Genomic DNA, 20,847 nt, shown 5'->3' on the forward strand with positions numbered 1-20,847 from the left:
CTTCTCGCAAAGTCCGCTCGACTTGCATGTATTAGGCACGCCGCCAGCGTTCGTCCTGAGCCAGGATCAAACTCTCCATAAAGGTTATAGATTCGCTTGTTAGCTCATTTCGTTTGTTGCTGTTCTGCGACTCTTTCAAGTCACAGGGCATTTCGCTCGTTGTTCAGTTTTCAAAGAACAAATGACTTCGTTTTCGTTATCACCATGTCTCAGCGGCGACTTTTATAATATATCACAGTTATTTATCACTTTGCAAGCCTTTTTTTAAATTTCTTTTTTTGAAGTTATGTTAGGCTTGAACTGGGATCAATGCTTGACATCTAACGCTGGGAAACGCTATGCGCCCTGCCAACTTTATTGTCTAACTCCAGAAGACCACTATACGATGAAATAGATGTTTTGTCTACTATGACTTATAGAAAAACTATACGACAATTTAACAGAACGCTTACGTTTCTTTAACAAATATGATTTTCCCATCCTGTCAGGCACCGGGTACACTATTGCACGTATGGATTCGAAAACGGGATTAGACGGCATTAAGCTGCCTGCTCTAATGATAATATCTCTTAGTCAACGATCTGGTTTTAGCTCTTAACTTCTATATGAATCCCCGCTTTCCGAGGCTGCTTAGATGCTTGAATGAGATTGTAGATCGCCGAAAGCATTTGGCAGATAACTATTTTGGAACTATTATTTGGAAGTGGCGTAGTACAAATTATGGTTAATACCCTTTAGGAGCATTAGAGCCCTTCTGGAGCAGACAAGCCTTCCAGCCAACTCGCTTCTGAATTTAAGTGGAAGGAGGATAATCATTTTTCAGACAAGTCCCTTGAGTATCTAAAGTCAATATTGTTTTATCATTACAATAGTAGAAGGAGCTTATACCTCGATGAAAAAAATTAGCGCACTATTTCTATCCTTATTCTTACTTGCGTCCGTGTTCTCTTCCGTTCATGCTGCAGAGAAATCTTTAACCGTATGGCTGAACGGCGAGCAAATCCAGTTCAACAAATCCGAGCCCCTCGTCGAAAAAGGAGTTACACTCGTTCCGATGCGACCGCTACTTGAAAAACTGGAGGTCAAAGTAAATTGGAATGAAGCGACCCGTACAGCAAGCGGCACCAAAGAAGGCCTCTCACTCTCCCTTCAAATTGGCAATACGAATGCAACCGCGAATGGAAAAACAGTCAAGCTGGATGCCGCTCCAAAGCAAATCAGCAATGTAACCTATGTGCCGCTTCGCTTCATCGCGGAGACTACAGGGTATAAAGTCGCCTGGGACTCGTCGCTTCGTCAGGTTGCCCTAACATCCGAGCAACAAGCTGAAGGAAGCCGCGGCTTTCTGTGGAAAGTAGAAAATAAAGGAAACACCGTCTATTTGCTTGGTTCAATTCACGTAGCTAAAGAAAAAATGTATCCGCTGCGTCAGGAAATTGAGGATGCGTTCGAAGCTGCTGACTACCTGGGCGTAGAGATCGACTTGTCGACGATCGATCCCCAGCAAGCACAGAAGCTGGTCTTGGACTTGGGTGCTTATAAAGACGGAACCCAACTGAAGGATCATATCTCCGCTGAGACGTATGCAAAAGTTACAGCATTCCTGAAAGCCAATGATTATCCGGAAACCAGCTTTGATAATTTCAAACCATGGCTGATTACGCAAAACATTTCGAATATCCAGGCTGCAAAAGCCGGCTATCAAACAGAAATCGGTATTGACATGTACCTGATTCAAAACGCCAACAAGGTAAAAAAGCCGATCCTTTCACTGGAAAGCATCGAGTCCCAACTCCAGATGTTCAACAACTTCTCGGACCCTTTGCAGGAAAAGCTGCTTCTGCAAACGCTGGAGCCTGCGTCCGAGGATACCCCTGCTCCGGGTGAAGGACTCGATTTGCTGACCAAAATGTGGATCGAGGGCGATGATGCGGTCTTGGCCGAACTGACCAAAGCCTCCGCTTGGGATGACGAATACTACAAAGGCATGTTGTCCGACCGCAATGAAGGCATGGTTGAACATATTAAAAGCTATCTGAATAGCGATAAAAAAGAAACGTATATGGTTGTAGTTGGAGCGCTGCACATGTTGGGTGACCACGGTGTTGTTACGCTCTTGGAGAAGGAAGGTTTTACTTTGGCAAGACAATAGATATTAGAAAATATGTCATTTTGAAAGAGGACAGGGCTAACAATTTGTTGGCCCTGTTTTTTCACTACCATACTACCATACAAGTATGGTAGTATTATCATAAGCGTTAACATGGTGAAAGGAGCAAGCGCATGGTATTCGTCAAACCGCCACAGTCTGCCTCAACCCGTGAGGTGGTATACAGCGCGCTAAGGGAACAAATTTTGCAGCTTGAGCTGCCGCCGGGAACCGGGCTGTCCGAGAAGGAAATCTCCCTTCAATTTAATGTCAGCCGCACTCCTGTCAGAGAAAGCTTTGTACAGCTTGCTCAGGAAGGGCTGCTGGAAATTCTCCCACAGCGCGGGACATACGTCTCTCTTATCGACAACTCGCTGGTGGAGGAAGCCCGCTTTATGCGCGAGCAATTGGAGCGCGCCGTTATCCAGCTGGCATGTGAGAGCTTCCCGGAGGAGCAGTTCATCAAGATCAAGAGCAATCTTGCACTGCAAAAGCTGTCTGTAGCAAAGCAGGATGACAAAAAGATGTTCGAGCTTGATGAGGAATTTCACCGCGCAATTTTTGAAGGTTGCGGAAAAAGCTATACCTGGGGAGTCATCCAGCACGTCAATGTTCATCTGAATCGCAGCCGCATGCTGCGTCTTGCAGCAGACCATAATTGGAGCCATATCTATTCCCAGCATGAGCAAATAGTTGCGGCAATCGAGGCGCATGACAGCGCAGAAGCGGACCGGCTGATGAAAAATCACCTGAATCTGACCGTTACCGACCAGTCGCTGCTCAAGGAGAAATTCCCGACTTACTTTAAAACACCCAGCTCAAATTGAAGATTGGACTACAAAAATCGAAAGGCGGATTAAACCGATGAAAATGGTATTTCGATGGTTTGGTGAAGGCAATGATACGGTAACGCTGGATCAGATCAGGCAAATCCCCGGTGTAGAAGGCATCGTCTGGGCGTTGCATGATGTCCCGGCAGGGGACGAGTGGCCTATGGACAAGATTTTGGCGGTCAAAGCTGCGGCCGACAAGGCTGGCCTCCATCTCAAGGTGGTAGAGAGCGTCAACATCCATGAGGATATCAAACTGGGGCTGCCAAGCCGGGATGTCTACATCGAGAATTACAAGAAGACCATTGCCAAGCTGGCGCAGGTTGGGGTCAAGGTCATTTGTTATAATTTTATGCCGATCTTCGACTGGCTCCGTACTGACCTGTTCAAGGAAATGAGCGACGGGTCCACCGCCCTCTTTTATGAAAAAGCAAAAATTGAAAATATTGATCCGTTTGATCTGGTGAAGCAAATTAATGAAAATTCAAAGCTGACGATGCCCGGCTGGGAGCCGGAGCGTCTGCAATATCTGACCCGACTCTTCGAAGCTTACCAGGGGGTAACCGAAGAACATCTGTGGGAAAATGCCCGTTACTTCCTGAATGAGATTATTCCGGTCGCTGCCGAGCATGATATCAAAATGGCAATTCACCCGGACGATCCGCCATGGTCGATCTTCGGACTGCCGCGCATTATTACGGGCCAGGCGAATATTCGCCGTTATCTGGCTTTGCATAACAGCCCTTATAACTGTATTACGCTGTGCAGCGGCTCCCTGGGAGCTAACCCGGATAACGATATCGTGTCCATGGTGCATGAATTCATTGACCGGATTCCGTTCACGCATATCCGCAACGTCAGAGTCTATGAAAATGGAGATTTCATCGAAACGTCGCATCGTACTCAGGATGGTACGGTTGATATAGAAGGTATTATTCAAGCCTATCAGGAAGAAGGCTTCACCGGGTTCTGCCGTCCAGATCACGGCCGCCATCTGTGGGGAGAATCCTGCCGTCCGGGATATGGGCTGTACGACCGGGCACTGGGCATTATGTATCTATGGGGCTTATGGGACGCCTACGAACGCAGCAGCCGTAAGGAACAGGAGGCGGTTCTGGCATGAGTCAACCTATTCATTCCTCGCTCAATGGCAAAACCGTCGTGATTACGGGCGGAGCTGGCGTTCTGTGCCGGGTCATGGGGATTGAGCTTGCGCGGCAAGGCGCACAAATTGCGATATTGAACCGGACACTCGAGAAGGGTCAGAAGGTCGCGGAGGAAATCGTGCAGTTGGGCGGAAACGCGGTGGCCGTCTCCTGTGACGTTACTTCGGCTGACAGTGTAACTGCAGCAGCTGCAGCCGTTCAGGAACAGCTTGGGCCATGCGACATTCTGATTAACGGAGCAGGTGGCAATCACCCGAAGGCCAATACGACCAATGAAATTTTTCAGCAGCAGGATCTCGATCATCCTGAGTTGACGACATTGTTCAACCTGAGTATTGATGGCTTCCGCAGCGTCATGGATTTGAATTTTATCGGCAGCCTTATTCCAACACAAGCCTTTACCAGACAGATGCTGGGTCGAGACGGGGCGACGATTATTAATATTTCATCCATGAGCGCCCCTTCCCCTCTGACCAAGGTACCTGCATATAGCGCAGCGAAAGCCGCCATCAACAACTTCACACAATGGCTGGCCGTTCATCTTGCGGAGACAGGCATCCGGGTTAACGCGCTTGCGCCCGGCTTCTTCTTGACCGAACAAAACAGGCGGCTCCTTCTACATGAAGACGGCTCGCTGACGGACCGTTCACACAAAATCATCTCCCACACACCGATGCGCCGCTTCGGAAAGCCTGAGGATCTGCTTGGTACTCTGCTATGGCTTGCAGATCATGAAACTTCCGGATTTGTAACCGGAACGACGATTGCGGTTGACGGCGGTTTTATGGCCTATTCGGGGGTATAGCCCAAAATGAATAAAACGAAGGTTGGATACCCCGTTCCTCATACTCTCCTAATGCAGGGAGACGGCTGTCATCGCGGGTGATGATAGCCGTCTCTCTTTTCAAAACTTTATCATTTCATATCACTCGATTGAACTAAGCCAGCATCAGGATTTCACGTATTTCCTGCTCGGTCAGCGAATTCAGCGCTTCCTGTCCCGGCTGAACCACCTGCTCCACAAGATTTTTCTTTCGCTGCTGCAGCTCATACATTTTTTCCTCAACCGTTCCCTGGGCTACAAGCCGAATCACTTGGACGACCTTCTTTTGTCCGATCCGGTGCGCCCGGTCAGCCGCCTGCTGCTCAACAGCAGGGTTCCACCACAGATCATACAGAATGACGGTATCAGCCCCCGTCAGATTAAGCCCTGTACCGCCTGCTTTCAAGGAAATCAGGAATACATCCCGCTGTCCTTCGTTAAACCGGCCGCACAATTTCACCCGCTCTGCAGCAGGTGTTTTACCGTCCAGATAGAAGAACGGAATTTCTTGAAGTCCCAGTTCACGCGCAATCAGTCCGAGCATTTCAGTAAACTGGGAGAAGATCAGCATACGCTTGCCTGCGCTGCGGCACTCCGCAATCAGCTCCATCAGTTGCTCGAATTTGGCGGAGCCTTCCTTGTAATCTTCCACGAACAAGCCGGGATGACAGCAGAGCTGACGCAAGCGGGTAATACCGGCCAAAATTTTAATCCGGTTCTTCTGGAAATCATCTTCGTCCAGATGCTTGACCGTCTCCTGTTGAAGCCGGGCGAGATACGACACATACAGCTTCTTCTGTTCCGGCAGCAGCTCGGAGGTTTGCAAGGATTCGATTTTCTCTGGGAGCTCGCCAAGCACCTCTGTCTTTAGGCGGCGCAGCAGGAACGGTTTTAAGCGTTTGGAGATATCCTCGCTCGACATGTCCGAAAATGCCTTGCGCGAAGTGAAAAGTTCCGGGAATACGCTGCTCGTAATGGACCACAGCTCTTCAATGGAGTTTTCAATCGGCGTTCCTGTCAGCGCAAAGCGATAACGGGCCTGGAGCGCTTTGACTGCCTGTGCGGTCTGGGTCGTATAGTTCTTGAAGGCCTGCGCTTCATCCAAAATCAGCGTGTGGAAGCTATGCTTGGCATAAAGCTCGATATCGCGACGCAGCAGCGGGTACGAGGTGATGATGACATCGCTATCTTCGAATCCCTTGGCTGCCTGGCTGCGCTCCGACTTGCTGCCGTCCTGGATGACCACACGCAATTCAGGCGCAAAGCGCATGATTTCGTTGCGCCAGTTATACAACAGTGAAGCCGGGCAAACAATGAAAGCTGGCATCCCGCTCTCCCGAATTTCCGGCAGCATAGAGACGAGGAAGGCGATGCTTTGCAATGTTTTTCCAAGCCCCATATCGTCAGCCAAAATGCCTCCAAAACGGTAATGCGCCATTGTTCTCATCCATTGGAAGCCGTATTTCTGGTAATCCCGAAGGATTGGCGCTAGGGAATCGGGCAGCGGGAAGTCAAGACTATCGGGATTGCGCAAATTATCCAGGAACCGGCGAAGCAGCTTGCCCCGCTTAATGGCGCTCCCTTCGGTATCCCCGGCCTGCAGCCGCATCGCATACCAGGCAGGCAAGCGCAGCTCCGCCCCCTTCCAGTCACTCAGGCGACCGCCCATCTCTTCGATCATCCGCCTGATTTCCTCGAACGCCGCCCCGTCCATTGGCATGAAGGCTCCTGTCTTCATCCGGAAAAATTTACGTTTCTCCTTTACAGCCTTGAGAACATCACGAATTTCATCCTCGGATATGCCGTCCAGCTGAAATTCGAATTTTAGCCAATCGGTACGCTCATCGACATCCGCCTTAATCATCGGCATAACAGCGCCCGGATGCAGCATGGTCTTGACAGCGGATGTGGCGTGGACAACAAGCAGCTTTTCCAATTGTGGAATCGTAGAATACAAAAACTCAAACTCCGCCTCTTCATCATCCATACGATAGGCGCTCTCTGTAGCAATAAAGCCCGCCTGTTCCATGAGAGTAAAAATTTGCTGTTCTTTTTCGCTATCCCGGAGCAGAATTTGCCTGTGGCCCCGGCTTAAGACGCTGCCCTCCAGCGGATTGATGATAATATCTCCATACTGGAATTCCAATCCGGCGACAAGCCAGTCGCCCACACGATCCAGATACAAGCGAGGCTGCAGTCGGGTACGGACGATCCGATCCGATATAGCAGGAGCAATCTGCACCTTGCCAAGTTTCATCAACCCGGGCACAGCCTTCTCCATAAAGGACTCCATTTGATCCGGTTGAATCCGCACCTCGTTGTTTTGGTAAGCCCCAAGGAGACGCTTGATTTCTGCCAGCCGTTTGATCGAATCCTCATTCATTCTGACCAGTTTGCCCCCGGTGATGACGGTTCGGTAGGGCTCCATAATGGTGACCGCGTTCACACCCGTTACTTTAAGATGATACCCCTCGTTTTCATCGCGAGACTGATCGAATTCAAATTCTACCGGGATCGGTTCATCCGAAATATCCAGTCGCCCATAGCTTTGTCCTTCATGCTCCATCCTGACAGAAGAAGCCGCTGCAAGCAGAGGCAATATCCGATCCCATTCCAGCGAAGGAATAATGAGGAACCGTTCATCGGCCGCAGAATTGGAGTAGGTCGAATACGGCTGGAAAATATCCCGCATCATTTGTTCATTCCGGTAGATGTGCAGCAAACTGTGAATGATCGCTTCGTCGCCGTCGGAGATTACATGCTCCTTGGGATCATAAGTAAAATACTTCGAGAAATAATGAGGTTCCTGTTTGGCAATCGCATCTAAAAAAGCTTTGATTTTCTGCACAATGTAAAGACGTTTGCTCCCAGCCTTCATTTCCACTGCGAATACAGACTTTCGGTATCCAGCCGAATGCACCTTGCATATAAATTCGATTTGGAGCGGCGCGCGCATCTCCGGAATCAACCCAAGCGAGTGGACCGGAAGGCTTTTCTTCGATTCAAAAACACTGAGAAATCCGTTCGCAAGCTGCACATCTCTGGATGAAAGCGCGCTCCTCTGCGGCGCAGTCTGCGACAGCCATGGCCCTTCATTGGCGACTCTCCCGTTGTCACTGTCGAACTTGGCGGAAGCGATCCGGCCTTCGGGTACGCTGTCTTCATCAACAGGCAGCTCCCGAATGCCGAGCAATACCGCTGCAATATGCTTGCAATAGTGATCATAGGAGTAAAAAGCCGGACAAGTACATTCTGCATCAATATCAAGCTCCCCATCACTCGTCCGGCTAATGTCTATTTGTACCTCATAAATGTCATTGCCCGTTACTTCCGCCTCGAATCGGCCGCTTTCCATATCATAGAAGGTAAATGATACACTGCCATCGTCATAATAGGCGCTTCCCCGCCGAAAGGAGGTCTGGCCGCACAAAACCTTAATATTCCAGTCGCTCACTTTAAAAGTCATACCTTCACTGCCTCTCTTGCTTTATTCATCCTGGTTTATGAGGCGTTGCTCACAATAAAAATATTTAGAGCGATAAAGTCGAACTACAAAGCCATCTTGCGGAGCTGGCTGGCATACAAGTCACGATAGAAGCCATTTTGCCGGAGCAATTCATCATGGCTACCCTGCTCCAGCAGACGTCCGTCTTTCAGCACCAGAATTCGGTCAGCGCTGCGAATGGTATTGAGTCGGTGGGCAATGACGAAGCTCGTCCGTCCTTCCATCAGCCGCTCCAGACCCTCCTGAATTTTAATTTCCGTAACCGTATCAATGCTGCTCGTCGCTTCATCAAGCACCAGAATGGAGGGATTGGCCAGAATCGCTCTGGCAATCGCCAGCAGTTGCTTCTGCCCCTGGCTGATCCCGCTGCCTCCAATGTCCAGCACTTTGTCATAGCCGCCTTTCATCCTTAAAATAAATGGTTCCGCATTGGCGAGTCTGGCTGCCTGTTCGACTTCTTCATCCGTAGCATCAAGGCGGCCAAAGCGAATATTTTCCCGAATCGTCCCTTTGAACAAAAAGGTATCTTGCAGCACAAACGCCATATAGGAGCGCAGGCTTTCCCGTTTGATTGATCGAATATCTCTTCCATCTACCGTCACGCGACCGCTGTCTGCATCATAAAACCTGGAGAGCAATTGAATCAGCGTCGTTTTGCCAGCACCAGTCGGACCTACAAGGGCGATCATCTCTCCTGGTTTAACCTTGAAGCTGATTCCATTCAGCGTGGGCCTGTTGTTGTCATAGCCAAAGGATACCTGCTCAAAGGCAATCGCCCCATCCATTTGCTTCAGCTCCACAGCAGCTTGCTCATCACTTGATTCCTCCGGCTCGTCCATCACTTCAAACACGCGCTCTGCGCCCGCAATAGCAGACAGCAGCGTATTCCACTGGTTGGCCAGATCATTAAGCGGCCGTGTAAATTGTCTGGCATATTCGACGAATATAATAATGATCCCGACTGTGATTGCGCCACGAATTGCGAGAATGCCGCCGATACCCGCAATGATGGCAAAGCTCATATTGTTCAAAGCGTTCATGAGCTTCGGAATAAAGCCCGATATCGTCAACGCCCAAAATCCTGACAGCCTGATCCGCTCATTGCGCTCCTGAAATCCGCGAATCGCCCGGTCCTCCTGGGAAAATGCTTTAATCATCCGCTGCCCGGACAACGTCTCCTCAATGTACCCGTTCAGTTCCCCGAGGTTGCGCTGCCTCTGCTTGAACAGCGGTCCTGTCCGGCGGGTAATCCAGCGCATTCCGAGCGCCATCAGCGGAACAACTGTAAAGGTAAGCAGCGTCAGCAGCGGGCTTAGAAGCAGCATGACCGTGACCGTCCCGATCAGCGTAAGCACACTGGAGAAGATCTGGATCGCCGAGCTGTTCAGCGTCGAACTGACATTTTCAATATCGTTCGTAACCCGGCTCATAATCTCGCCCTGCTGACGCTTGCCGAAGAATGGAATCGGCAGCTTGTGCAGGTGAGAAAACAGATCAAACCGGAGACGGTAGATCGTTTCCTGTGAAATCTCAATCATCCAGATGTTTTGCAGCCAGGAGGTCAGAGAGAATAAGGTGTATACAACAGCAAGTCCGATCAGGAAGTACACCCAATCCTGACCCCCGCCGCCCTCTAAATAATCGTCCACGGCCACTCCGATCAGATACGGCCCCAGCAGCGCTAACGCGGAACTAAGCACGACCATAAGCAGGACGAGCATCAGCTTGCCCTTGCGAAGCGCCAAATAGGACCAGACCCGCCTCAGTGTGCTCGACCAGTTTTGCACCTTGGTCTTGGGCTTGCCTGTATCGCCTTTGCCTGATACGCTCTCGCCTGTAAGATGGCGGGGATACGGATTGCGGAACGGCTCTATTAACGCTTTAAGCATGCGCTGCCACCTCCCCATACTGAGATTGGTAAATCCGGCGGTACAGCTCTGATGTCTGCATCAGTTCTTCATGCTTGCCTTGAGCGATCAGCCGTCCTTCATCGAGCAGCAAAATTAAATCGGCCGAAGAAGTGGAGCTAATCTTCTGGGTGATGATGAACGTCGTACAGGAGAGCATCTTGAGTTCTTCAAGCAAAGCCGCCTCGGTTCGAACATCAAGCGCGCTCGTACTGTCGTCGAGAATAAGAATCGCCGGTCTGCGGATCAGCGCCCTGGCGATCATCAGCCGCTGCTTTTGCCCGCCGGACAAGTTGACGCCCCTCTGGCCAAGCATTGTATGATAGCCGTCAGAAAGCGATCCGATCGTCTCATGAATTTGAGCTTGTCTGGCAGCCTCCATGACTTCCTCCATTGTCGCATCCTCGCGTCCCCAAGCGATATTTTCACGCACAGTTCCAGAGAACAGCGTAATTTCCTGCGGTACATAGCCAATAGCGCCTCGTAGAGCAAAAGGGTTAAGCTGGCGGACGTCAGTGCCGTCCACCCTTACAGCGCCTTCGCGAGGCTCATAGAGGCGGGGAATTAACTGAATGAGCGAGGATTTGCCCGAACCTGTCGCCCCTATAATGGCAATCCGTTCTCCCGGATAGGTCTGGAAGGAAATATCGCTTAGGACGGCCAGTTCACTCGTTTCATATTCAAAGCTAACCTTGTCGAACTCCACGGCACCTTCAATTGGGCAAGCATTCTGAGCAGATTGGCCCGCGGCAGCCGCTTCCATGCCGTCTTCAGCTGCGAGCACTTCCTGAACCCGCTCGGCGGAGGCGCTGGAGCGTGAATACACGACAACCAGCCAGGAAAGTACAGATAATGCACCAATCGTTCGGAGTGAGTAATTGACGACAGCCACCACTTCTCCTACTGTTGCGCTCCCAGTGGAAATATCTTGACGGCCAAACCAAAGCACTGCGATAATGCCCGCATTCATCAAGAGAAAAATAAAAGGCATTGTCGATTCGGTGAGACGCAAGACGCGTACGGAATCTTGCATCAGCTTGCCGCTCGTAGCGCCGAAACGCCCAATTTCGTTAGCCATTCGCACGAATACCCGAATGAGCCGAATACCTATAAGATTTTCCTGAATGACGCCGTTCACGTTATCCAACCGCTGCTGGACGAGATGGAACATGCGAATTGCTTTCCTCGTCATCCACACGACAAAAACAAACAACGGCGGGACAGTCAGCACCAACAGCAAGCCAAGCTTTACATTCACAATAAGCGCCATCAAAATACTGCCGATAACTACGAGCGGCACCCGTGTCATAAAGCGCAGCGACATAAACACCAAGTCCTGTACCTGGTTGACGTCAGCTGTAAGTCTCGTAATGAGCGAAGGAGCGGCAAAACGATTAAACACACTGTAGGAGAAGGACTGAACCTTCCGGTACAACTTCTCCCGCAGATCATAGCTAAGTCCCAGGCTGGCATGGGCTGCAAAAAAAGAACTCGCAATCCCGCAAGCAAATGCCAGGGCCGTACTCACAGTCAGCACTCCGCCCCACAGCCAGACAACAGATATATCATCCTGACGAATCCCGTCATCAATAATTTTTGCGATGAAGTACGGCTGTGTAATTTCTACGGTCAGTTCGATGAGCATCATAAGCAGCGCCGCCACTGCCGCAATCCGGTATTTGTAAAGAAAGCTTAACATCTTGAGCATCAGCATTCCTCCGATTGGAAAAGCACAAGTAAATGTATGAAGTCCACTATTTCAAATAAGCTTGCGACCGAAACGATGTAAAGCTACTGTTCCATTATAACTCAGTATGAATTTATTTTCTAAAGCCGTATATGCAAGATTTGCTATATAATTGGCCAATGGGGAAGAGAGAAGTTTGGTTTTCATCGCAATTTTGACTATTACAACATTGTGACAAATTTCACTTACCACTTGCACTTTGTTGTCATTCGTCATATGATAGAACCATCAAAACATTGTGAAATAAATCACAACATACAATACATTGTGAATTAAATCACAATTTAATCCCAAGGAGGCTGACTTCAATGAAAATTATCGTTATCGGATGTACGCATGCTGGAACGGCTGCAATAACCCAAATGGCTGCTCTTTACCCTGAAGCGCAAATCACAGTTTATGAACGAAATGATAATATTTCCTTCCTGTCGTGCGGTATTGCCTTGCATGTCGCAGGTGTCGTGCATAACGCTGAATCGCTTTTCTATTCGTCGCCTGAACAGCTTGCAGCGCTTGGCGTCCAGACGAAAATGCTTCATGATGTCATCTCGGTCGATACTAAAACAAAAACTGTTGTCGTGCGGGACCTGATCCGGGAAGTAACCATGACGGACACTTATGACAAACTCGTTGTCACAACCGGTTCGTGGCCGATCATTCCGAAGATGGACGGTATGGACCTGGATAATATTCTGCTTTGCAAAAACTACGCGCATGCGCAAACCATCATCGACAGAGCGAAACACGCAGAGCAAATCGTCGTGGTCGGAGCCGGATATATCGGAATTGAACTGGTGGAGGCCTTTGAACAACTTGGCAAGCAAGTAACCGTTATTGATAATACGCCAAGAGTGCTGTATAAATATTTGGATGCGGAATATACCGAGTTTGTGGAAGAGGAAATGAAACAGCGCCATATTCGCTTGGCATTGAATCAGAGCGTAACTGCCTTTGCGGGGGTGAACGGCAAGGTTAACCGGGTCATGACAACAGCAGGCGAGTACGAAGCCGATCTGGTGATCATGTGTATCGGCTTCCGCCCAAATACAGGACTGCTCGCCGGGCAGGTAGACATGCTTGGCAATGGAGCTATCATCGTAGATGAATATATGCGCACAAGCTGTCCGGATGTATATGCCGCTGGAGACAGTTGCGCAATTCGCTACAACCCAACAGGACAGCCCGCCTACATTCCGCTCGCTACCAATGCTGTACGGATGGGAACGCTGGTAGCCCGCAATATTATCAAACCAACCGTACGCTACATGGGAACTCAGGGCACTTCAGGCATTAAAATATTCGATCTAAATATCGCTTCGACCGGCTTGACCGAGCAAGCGGCACTTGATGCGGGTTTGCTTGTGAAATCTGTCACAATCAATGACAACTACCGTCCGGAATTTATGCCTACTTATGAAAAGGCGCTTCTCAAAGTCGTCTACCAGGAAGCGACAGGCCGGATTGTGGGCGCACAGGTGCTATCGAAAGCTGATCTGACCCAATCGATCAATACACTGTCGGTTTGTATTCAGAATCGCATGACCATGGAAGAACTCGGTTTCGTCGATTTCTTCTTCCAGCCACATTACAACAAGCCCTGGAACATTCTGAATCAGGCCGGGCTGCAGGCTTATGTGCAAAAATTTAATAAAGTTAAAATTTAAAGAAGCTAATAAAACATCCAAAAGAAAAAGGACTCTTGCGAGTCCTTTTTCTGACGGTGTTGATTAGGAATGAGCTGCATTTCACGGCTGTAGTTCGAAGCTTTGATTACCGCCTGCTGCGGTAATTTGTGCATGGACAAACTGAGTTTGCTAGGCACTTCGCTGCTTCAATCTTTAACGGAAAATAATCTCTTGCGGTTGTTGCTCCATCTGGTTCAACGGAACCACACCTCTCTTTGCACCGTCGCATTTAATATGCCCGGATATTCTTGCTTTATTCGGTCCCTGATCCGATTACCGCTTTAACTTTTTCCATTTTCGGTTGTGATTCGATGTATCAGGGAAACGTTCGCCCTTGCTCAATTGGACTTTCTTCGGGTTTTCAATTCCCATGTGAAAGTCATTTTCACCAACTTCAATATAAGTCCCTTCATTCGGCGCCCTATCGCCGGGACGATATTCCGTCCATTCACCCATCGTTGCCGCCTCCTCAACGCGAATTGAAACAGATTGCAACAGCACTGCGGCTGTGAATCTCCTTGTAGGTTGCTCAGTTCAGCAATAGCGCATGAATAGCATTTCTTTCTAAAGCAGGTGCTATATGAGTTGAACGAAAGGAAGTCAGGAATTCCGTTTCTTTCGTTCAACTTATATAATTTTGGAACTTGTTTATAATGCCGCCCCTACAAAACGTCGGTAATACGCTATAGTGAGGGCCGCAAACATGAAATATACAAGCGTGTAGACGGCCATGGCAACAGCGGTGGTAAAGGTAATATATTACATTTTTGGCACTGAAGCTGTCAGGGAGAGTCGTTTGATTGGGATGACAATCAGGCTGAGGAAGGTTACATGAATGCTCCCCGGATGCACGCCGTACAGATCTGCCCATACAATAGAAGTATGGCGTCGATAGAAAAGGAGGATGCAGCGTGACATCAAATAGCGAGAGCGACAATCTTACCCCAAGCAGCGCCGGCGGCACCGCAGATTGGACTCATGAATCCGGGCAGAAAGTGCAAGAAGTGGCTCCCCCTTTCCGGGATGTAGCCGAATTCGAGAAGTTGCTGCGCGCCAACATTGTAAAAGCCGCTCAGGACTTGTATAACAGTGGAGTTGGTTTTGCAGACTTCAAAAACTCCCGTTGCAATGAAAAATTGTGGATTTTAACCGAGCAGGGCGGATTCCAGCTGCGAGATTCGGTTACACCGGCGGAAGGGATACGAGATATATTTAGAAATGGGGACCAATACGCCTTTGAGTGTGCCACAGCGACTGTCATTGTGCTATACAAAGGCGTGCTGGATTCCATCGAAGAATCGGCGTTCAACGGTTTGTTTGCCGATATGCTCCTCTATGACTGGCATTATGACAGTGATTTGCATCTGATGCAGGAGCAAGGCAGCGATCAGGCTTTGCGGGGAGATGTTCTGTATTTCGCCAACCCCGACTTTGACCCGTCTACCCCGCAATGGCAAGGGGAAAACGTAATCAAGATGGGGCCTGACTCCTATTATGGTCACGGTATCGGCATCACATCTGCGGAAGACATCATTCGTTCACTCAATCACACCCGCAAGCCTGGCTCCACCCGCCCTGCTTATTTGACGAATGCATTTTATCATCCCGATTTCGAGTATTTATCTCAATTTGCAAAAGGTCCGCTGTCCCCGGGCAGTTCCCGTACAAATATGCAGGCCAATGCTGCTGTCAGCGCGATGCGTTATGGAACAGATCAGAAATTCGGTATTCAGGCCCGAATCGGGCAACGCCGTTACATGGTTACCTGACCGGTTGCGAGATGAAATAAATAGATCAATCAAGCCATCGTCCTTCTTCAAGGGACTTGATGGCTTTTTTCTATATCGTTGAGCACGTGATATTAAATCTTCCTCATAAAATTGCAACCTCTTCACGCTTCATCTAAAGTTGTAAACATACTTCATCTGAAAACACTTATTGCCGATAGTAGCAAGAAACCGAATGCTAAAAATTAAGGAGCAATGCATCATGAGAAAAACTGTACTGGCTATTATACTGTTCTGCGCCGCGGGCATGGCTCTGCCCCATGTTTCGGAGGCGGCATCCAACAACACCAAAAATTTCGGCTATCTGGATACGAAAACAAACAGCACTTTCGTTCCGATCCGTTTCCTGAGCGAATACGCTGGAGCTTCTGTGAAATGGACTGCCGTTCAGCAGCGTGTCGATATTACGAAAGGCGAGGATCATATCACCCTCTATGCAGGCAGCACCTCAGCCTCTATAAATAATGAGGAGTTACGGCTTGATGCGCCTCCATTTGAATCGGACGGCAGCACATATGTACCACTGCGATTTGTCAGCCAGGCGCTGGGCATACAGCTAAGCTGGCAGTCCGATATTTCATCCGTTAACGTTGCGGCCGGAGGAAAGCAGACCCGTCTCCCGGTTATTAAACGCGGTACACTGACCGAGCCTGTTAACAGTCAGGTCCAAACGTTCAAGGTGGGCGGCAAATCCTTTACTGTCCGTGTCGTGACAGTCAATCTAATGCATCCGAAGGTGCAACTGGATATCGCACTGGCTCACAATACCGTTGGCAAAGTTGAGGAATTAAGCAGCATCGCCAAGCGGAACGAGGCCAGAATTGCGATTAACGGAACATTCTTCGATGCGTATACGGATGACAGCTACAAGACTCCTTACGGCTGGATTGTACAAGGTGGTAAAATTAAGAAGCACAGCTCCGGGGACCGCAAAACCGTATTCATTTATGATGCAAATAATCTGAGCGAGCTGGTAGCAGGCGTGGAATTTCCGGAACGCTACAAGCAGGGCGGCATTGAAGGCGCGTTGCAGGTTGGACCCCGGCTGGTCGTTAATGGCAAGGTATCGCTGAATGTCAAGGAAGAAGGCTTCCGTGATCCGAAAATTTTAACCGGCGGCGGCGCGCGGAGTGCGCTAGGCATTACCTCCAATCACCAGTTGCTGCTCGTTACCTCCAGCGGGGCAACCATTCCCCAAATGGCGGAAATCATGAAGCAGGCCGGGTCCTATCAGGCGATGAACCTGGACGGCGGAGCTTCCAGCGGGCTGTACTACAACGGCAGCTACCTGACGCCCCCTGGCAGACAGATCAGCAATGCTTTGCTGATCAAATATTAATTCAAGAGAGAGGCGCTAAAGATGTAGTTAAGCACAGATGAGTCCCGCTCCTCTTAAAAGCGTCGCCGATTATATGCTACTATCGGCAATATCCGGCGGATATAAAAAGAAACCACATGGAGTTGTTGAAGAGTCTGTAAAATAGTTTGTGTAAACTCCAAAACCGATTAAATAGACGGAGTAGACAGGTTGGGAGAGCACATGGGACTGTGGACAAAAGAACAACTGCGAGCCTTTATTAAGGAGAACAAACGGGTCACGGCGAAGGATGCGCAGGACGCTTTGAAAGACCTATTTGCCGAAACCATCCAGGAAATGCTGGAGGCGGAGATGGACACCCATCTGGGCTATGTCAAGCACGAAACAGCAGAGAAAGCGACGACGAATGCCCGCAATGGCAAGAGCCGCAAGAAGATCACCAGCGAGTACGGGGAGCAGGAGATCGCGGTTCCCCGTGACCGTCAAGGCGAGTTTGAGCCGCTGGTCGTGAAGAAATATCAATCGAACGTCACCGGAATCGAGGATCAAATTATCGCGCTCTATGCCAAAAGGAGTATGTGATCCACTACAATTCAGAACGCTATCAGTGGACACTAAAAAAGATGACTCTTGATAAATTCGAGGCCACTGAAAAACTTACGTTTTTAGTTTGTTAAGATTTGTTTTAAATCAAAAAGGCGATATTTCGTTCACATTGGAACGGAATACCGCCTTTCTCTTTTTTCTTTTACTTTGAATCTTTCATGAGTGTAATGATTCGCTTGAGATTAACAGAAAATATGGCCATGGCTCCTTGCATTTGCATGCCAACAAGACCCGAGGATGATGCAACATCATACCCGTGTCTATGCTTGAGTTCACTATTTTTCGCTTCAATTTTATAACGTTCTTTCGATTTCTCTTTGAAATCATCGCTATTTTGAAATGCCTCATGTTCCTTATGTTCAGTCGATTTGATGGTTACAGAATTGGTTTTGCTTTTCGCACCTTCTTTATAGCACCCGTCTTTCATTGGGCATACTTCGCATTTTTCAATGTCAAACATGTAGGTATTCTTTTGGTTATTATTCATACCTTTCTTACCTGTGCGGGCTTTTTGAATCGCCATATGCCCAGCTTTACAAACGTACATACCTGCATCTTTATTAAACTCAAAATCATCTTCTTTTTTACGAGTTCCTTGTGTGATATTAGGGTTTAATTTTGATATTAATTGTAATTCGTTGTGATTGGCATACTGAATATTATCTTTTTCAGAATAGGCTGTATCTCCAATGACGGTATCGATCTTCATAGCAAGATGTGTTTTGTAGCCAAAGAACGAGGAGTCTGCCGTTTTGTGACCTATGCGTGCATCTGGATCATTGCTGAGTTGAAGGTGCTCATGGTGATCAGCTACGATTTCTTTTAAGTAGTTCAGCTTTTCTTTCACCTTTGGGTATTCACGGAGGGATTCTTCTTTTTCCACCGTATCTATAACTTTTTGGCAATAGTCCAGTTCATCAGATAATTCGTTCGTCGTTGTTTTCGGTGGGAATTTATCCTTCATTTTTTCATCGATCTCGTAAACGGATTTTCTCAACAACTTAGACTTTTGCATGAATATTTCTCTGGGTGATAGCTGATTAAATCGTGCTTTCGTATGGGTGGCATCCACAATAATTGCGCTGCTTTTGATGATTTCTTTTTTCAACGCGATCTCCACGGTCTTTTGAATAAGTATGTCGAGCAGATTCACATCTTTCAAGCGAAGCTTGCGAAACTTCGTTAGTGAACTAGGATTAATGACTTCGTCTTCAGGCGCCATATCTAAAAAATACTTGAAGGACATGTCATATTTAGAACGTTCCACAACATCCACATCGGATACATCGAAAATAGATTTCAACAATAGGTATTTGAACATTCGAATGGGAGGCACTGCATTGCGACCATTGTCGAGGCAGTATTTATGCTGTAATTCTACAGGAACAAATGAAAAATCTACGAGATCATTTATTTGACGAAGCATATTATCTTTAGGTACGACGATATCGTATATGGTCATAAATGAACTAAGGTTAAGAGATTGTTGGTTTGAAATCATCCGAGACACCACCTGAAATTAATCATCTAATTATACAGGAAAACAGGATGCCCCTCCTCAAAAAAATGAGGAGGGGCATCCTGTTTATAGATGTTGGACTTTTTCAGTGGCTTTGATAAATTCAGAAGTCATCTCTTAGCTCTCTTAAGGCCTCACTACCGTTTTCAACACTGTCCATAAATGAGGTTACAGTTCATTGTTACACTCCCATGCGGGGAATTCTTTCATTCTTGGCTCACTACTTGTTTGAAGAAAAATCATTTTTAATTGGTTGAGTGTAATCCCAGCTAATTAGTTTAATGTTATATAATTTCAGCAAATCATCTGCAGAAATTACCCCACTACGAGTAATTCGCCCATCAATTTCAGTATACGCCGCATTAGGAAAAACGTAACTGAATGATTCGCCATCTCCTAAATCATCCATATAATAACGAGAACTACCAGGAGGATAATAAATCTCTAAGGAATTATCATTTTTGAATAATGTAATATTTTCATTTCCGCTAGCTAATCTTTGCTCCCATTTTCTGAACTTACCTTGACCTTCATTCATCCCCACTCCTTTATACTCAACAATTAACGTATCTTGAATAACTTTCTTTTTCCCATTAATTTCATATTCCAAACGAAATGGGAACTCTCCATATGTGACAGCAGGTCCTGGCGGATTAGGTTCCAACAGATTACCCATGTAGATCAATACCCATGGTATTGTAAAATACAAAAAAATTAATAATATGAATAAAAGTGGTAATCCTAATAGTAACAGTTTCATCTTCACTTATACCCCGCCTCTTTTAAGGCATTTTTGACTGCATCCATACTATGATTTTTCAATGAATTTCGGACGTTCTTCACTACATTCCAACGATAATTTACTCTATATTGTGTTGGTAAATATACAACGCTGCCAATAGGTTTTGAAGTAGGACCAAATACTTGATTTAACACTTCACCCTTCACGATGTATGCTGTCATTTTACCAGAATATGTTGAAGAATCAAGATTATATTCGCTTAAATTAACTGTTGCTGGATTGAATAGTATTGCGTCACGTCCCGTCGCAACAGCATTAGCTGCAGCTTCAGCCCCACCTTTTGAATGACCTACCATTGTTATTTCATTCTTTCCATATTTTTTTACGAATGCAACTGCTTCAGCTATTGAGTCTATCATATCTGTTGAGTAACCGAAGGGTTGTTGGGCATTATTAATCCAGTCCCCTCCCGTAGAAGAGCCTTTATTAACAAAAGCATACTCTATAACACCCTTCCCATCAGTTCGATAATAGACCCCTATTTTTAATCCTTCAGAATTGTTTATTATATTTTGTAGTTTCCATCCACCAGTAACTCCTACATAATAATCTTTAGTAGATGCACTGTAGATGTGTTGTGCCATATAAGCGGCTTCCATAGGTGTTGGAATATTCCCTGAAGGGTCAGTATGAATCAAAGGATTATTATGAACATACGTATACAAATTCAACGTCAGCGGATTTTTAATATCCCCCTCGTACGTATCCTCATTCATAAACCGCCCTACACTCGGATCGTACCATCTGGCCCTCAGGTATTGCAACCCGGTCGTCTCATCCCAGTATTCTCCGCTATATCTAAATAGATTCGGCACGGTTTCACTCGCCGTTAACGGATTGCCCCACATGTCATACGTGTAGCTGTTGAGCACATTGCCCGCTTGGTCGGTTAGCTGCGTCACATCCCCATGGCCGTTATGGGAATAGTACGCCCGGCTGCCGCTGGCGTCCACCCGCGCTACTAATCCCTTTCCTCGCAGGTAGCTCGCTTTGTGCGTGACCG

The 20,847-nt window shown here is 47.7% G+C and carries 14 protein-coding genes, 1 rRNA gene and 1 pseudogene; 8 read left to right on the plus strand and 8 right to left on the minus strand.

What is annotated here, in order from left to right:
* Positions 1-82 (minus strand): 16S ribosomal RNA (locus tag JFN88_RS11260); the annotation flags it as partial.
* Positions 83-892: 810 nt separating this feature from the next.
* On the opposite strand from JFN88_RS11260, the gene JFN88_RS11265 reads away from it, so the two are divergent.
* The 4 genes from JFN88_RS11265 (at position 893) to JFN88_RS11280 (ending at position 4,950) form a co-directional block, all read left to right on the plus strand.
* Positions 893-2,152, plus strand: coding sequence for a TraB/GumN family protein (locus tag JFN88_RS11265; RefSeq protein WP_199019396.1), 1,260 nt, complete (start codon positions 893-895; stop codon positions 2,150-2,152).
* A gap of 131 nt (positions 2,153-2,283) precedes the next feature.
* Positions 2,284-2,976, plus strand: a complete 693-nt coding sequence (locus JFN88_RS11270) for a GntR family transcriptional regulator (protein WP_199019397.1) — start codon at positions 2,284-2,286, stop codon at positions 2,974-2,976.
* 37 nt (positions 2,977-3,013) lie between these two features.
* Complete coding sequence (uxuA, locus tag JFN88_RS11275; RefSeq protein WP_199019398.1) at positions 3,014-4,102, plus strand: mannonate dehydratase; 1,089 nt, start codon at positions 3,014-3,016, stop codon at positions 4,100-4,102.
* A complete protein-coding gene (locus JFN88_RS11280) occupies positions 4,099-4,950 on the plus strand; it encodes an SDR family oxidoreductase (protein WP_199019399.1) in 852 nt (283 codons plus the stop codon). Before uxuA ends, JFN88_RS11280 begins: the two co-directional genes overlap by 4 nt.
* A 133-nt stretch (positions 4,951-5,083) precedes the next feature.
* On the opposite strand, the gene JFN88_RS11285 is transcribed toward JFN88_RS11280, so the two are convergent.
* The 3 genes from JFN88_RS11285 to JFN88_RS11295 form a co-directional block, all read right to left on the minus strand.
* Complete coding sequence (locus JFN88_RS11285) at positions 5,084-8,434, minus strand: DEAD/DEAH box helicase (RefSeq protein ID WP_199019400.1); 3,351 nt, start codon at positions 8,432-8,434, stop codon at positions 5,084-5,086.
* An 83-nt stretch (positions 8,435-8,517) separates the two neighbouring features.
* Positions 8,518-10,362 (minus strand): ABC transporter ATP-binding protein, encoded by a 1,845-nt coding sequence (locus JFN88_RS11290; RefSeq protein WP_199019401.1) that lies wholly within the window; start codon positions 10,360-10,362, stop codon positions 8,518-8,520.
* The gene (locus tag JFN88_RS11295; RefSeq protein WP_199019402.1) at positions 10,355-12,088 is read right to left on the minus strand and encodes an ABC transporter ATP-binding protein; all 1,734 of its coding nucleotides are present in this window, start codon (positions 12,086-12,088) and stop codon (positions 10,355-10,357) included. Before JFN88_RS11295 ends, JFN88_RS11290 begins: the two co-directional genes overlap by 8 nt.
* 347 nt (positions 12,089-12,435) lie before the next feature.
* Between JFN88_RS11295 and JFN88_RS11300 the strand changes: the two genes are divergently transcribed.
* Entirely contained in the window at positions 12,436-13,791 is a 1,356-nt protein-coding gene (locus tag JFN88_RS11300) for an FAD-dependent oxidoreductase (RefSeq protein WP_199019403.1), read from the plus strand.
* A 294-nt stretch (positions 13,792-14,085) separates the two neighbouring features.
* On the opposite strand, the gene JFN88_RS11305 is transcribed toward JFN88_RS11300, so the two are convergent.
* Positions 14,086-14,268, minus strand: a complete 183-nt coding sequence (locus JFN88_RS11305) for a YjzC family protein (RefSeq protein WP_199019404.1) — start codon at positions 14,266-14,268, stop codon at positions 14,086-14,088.
* Positions 14,269-14,816: 548 nt separating this feature from the next.
* Between JFN88_RS11305 and tgl the strand changes: the two genes are divergently transcribed.
* The 3 genes and pseudogenes from tgl to JFN88_RS11320 all read left to right on the plus strand — a co-directional run.
* Positions 14,817-15,581 carry a spore coat transglutaminase TGL gene (gene tgl / locus JFN88_RS11310; protein WP_199019414.1) on the plus strand — a complete coding sequence of 255 codons (765 nt, stop codon included), beginning with the start codon at positions 14,817-14,819 and terminating at the stop codon, positions 15,579-15,581.
* Between the two features lie 220 nt (positions 15,582-15,801).
* Complete coding sequence (locus tag JFN88_RS11315; protein ID WP_199019405.1) at positions 15,802-16,938, plus strand: phosphodiester glycosidase family protein; 1,137 nt, start codon at positions 15,802-15,804, stop codon at positions 16,936-16,938.
* Positions 16,939-17,139: 201 nt separating this feature from the next.
* Positions 17,140-17,487, plus strand: a pseudogene (locus JFN88_RS11320) (transposase); the annotation flags it as partial.
* A 178-nt stretch (positions 17,488-17,665) separates the two neighbouring features.
* Here JFN88_RS11320 and JFN88_RS11325 read toward each other — a convergent pair.
* The 3 genes from JFN88_RS11325 to JFN88_RS11335 all read right to left on the minus strand — a co-directional run.
* Positions 17,666-19,024, minus strand: coding sequence for a transposase (locus JFN88_RS11325; RefSeq protein WP_199019406.1), 1,359 nt, complete (start codon positions 19,022-19,024; stop codon positions 17,666-17,668).
* 238 nt (positions 19,025-19,262) lie between these two features.
* Positions 19,263-19,802 (minus strand): hypothetical protein, encoded by a 540-nt coding sequence (locus JFN88_RS11330; protein WP_199019415.1) that lies wholly within the window; start codon positions 19,800-19,802, stop codon positions 19,263-19,265.
* Between the two features lie 2 nt (positions 19,803-19,804).
* Positions 19,805-20,847, minus strand: a 1,043-nt coding sequence (locus JFN88_RS11335; RefSeq protein ID WP_199019407.1) for an RHS repeat-associated core domain-containing protein, incomplete at its 5' end; no start/stop codon positions are given.

The sequence above is a fragment of the Paenibacillus roseus genome, assembly GCF_016424485.1.
Lineage (GTDB): Bacteria > Bacillota > Bacilli > Paenibacillales > Paenibacillaceae > Paenibacillus_D > Paenibacillus_D roseus.

Bases quoted from the DNA above. Each gene is read 5' to 3' on its own strand.
- JFN88_RS11265 (WP_199019396.1), top strand. From the start codon at position 893: ATGAAAAAAATTAGCGCACTATTTCTATCCTTATTCTTACTTGCGTCC.
- JFN88_RS11270 (WP_199019397.1), top strand. From the start codon at position 2,284: ATGGTATTCGTCAAACCGCCACAGTCTGCCTCAACCCGTGAGGTGGTA.
- uxuA (WP_199019398.1), top strand. From the start codon at position 3,014: ATGAAAATGGTATTTCGATGGTTTGGTGAAGGCAATGATACGGTAACG.
- JFN88_RS11280 (WP_199019399.1), top strand. From the start codon at position 4,099: ATGAGTCAACCTATTCATTCCTCGCTCAATGGCAAAACCGTCGTGATT.
- JFN88_RS11285 (WP_199019400.1), bottom strand. From the start codon at position 8,434: ATGACTTTTAAAGTGAGCGACTGGAATATTAAGGTTTTGTGCGGCCAG.
- JFN88_RS11290 (WP_199019401.1), bottom strand. From the start codon at position 10,362: ATGCTTAAAGCGTTAATAGAGCCGTTCCGCAATCCGTATCCCCGCCAT.
- JFN88_RS11295 (WP_199019402.1), bottom strand. From the start codon at position 12,088: ATGCTCAAGATGTTAAGCTTTCTTTACAAATACCGGATTGCGGCAGTG.
- JFN88_RS11300 (WP_199019403.1), top strand. From the start codon at position 12,436: ATGAAAATTATCGTTATCGGATGTACGCATGCTGGAACGGCTGCAATA.
- JFN88_RS11305 (WP_199019404.1), bottom strand. From the start codon at position 14,268: ATGGGTGAATGGACGGAATATCGTCCCGGCGATAGGGCGCCGAATGAA.
- JFN88_RS11315 (WP_199019405.1), top strand. From the start codon at position 15,802: ATGAGAAAAACTGTACTGGCTATTATACTGTTCTGCGCCGCGGGCATG.
- JFN88_RS11325 (WP_199019406.1), bottom strand. From the start codon at position 19,024: ATGATTTCAAACCAACAATCTCTTAACCTTAGTTCATTTATGACCATA.
- JFN88_RS11330 (WP_199019415.1), bottom strand. From the start codon at position 19,802: ATGAAACTGTTACTATTAGGATTACCACTTTTATTCATATTATTAATT.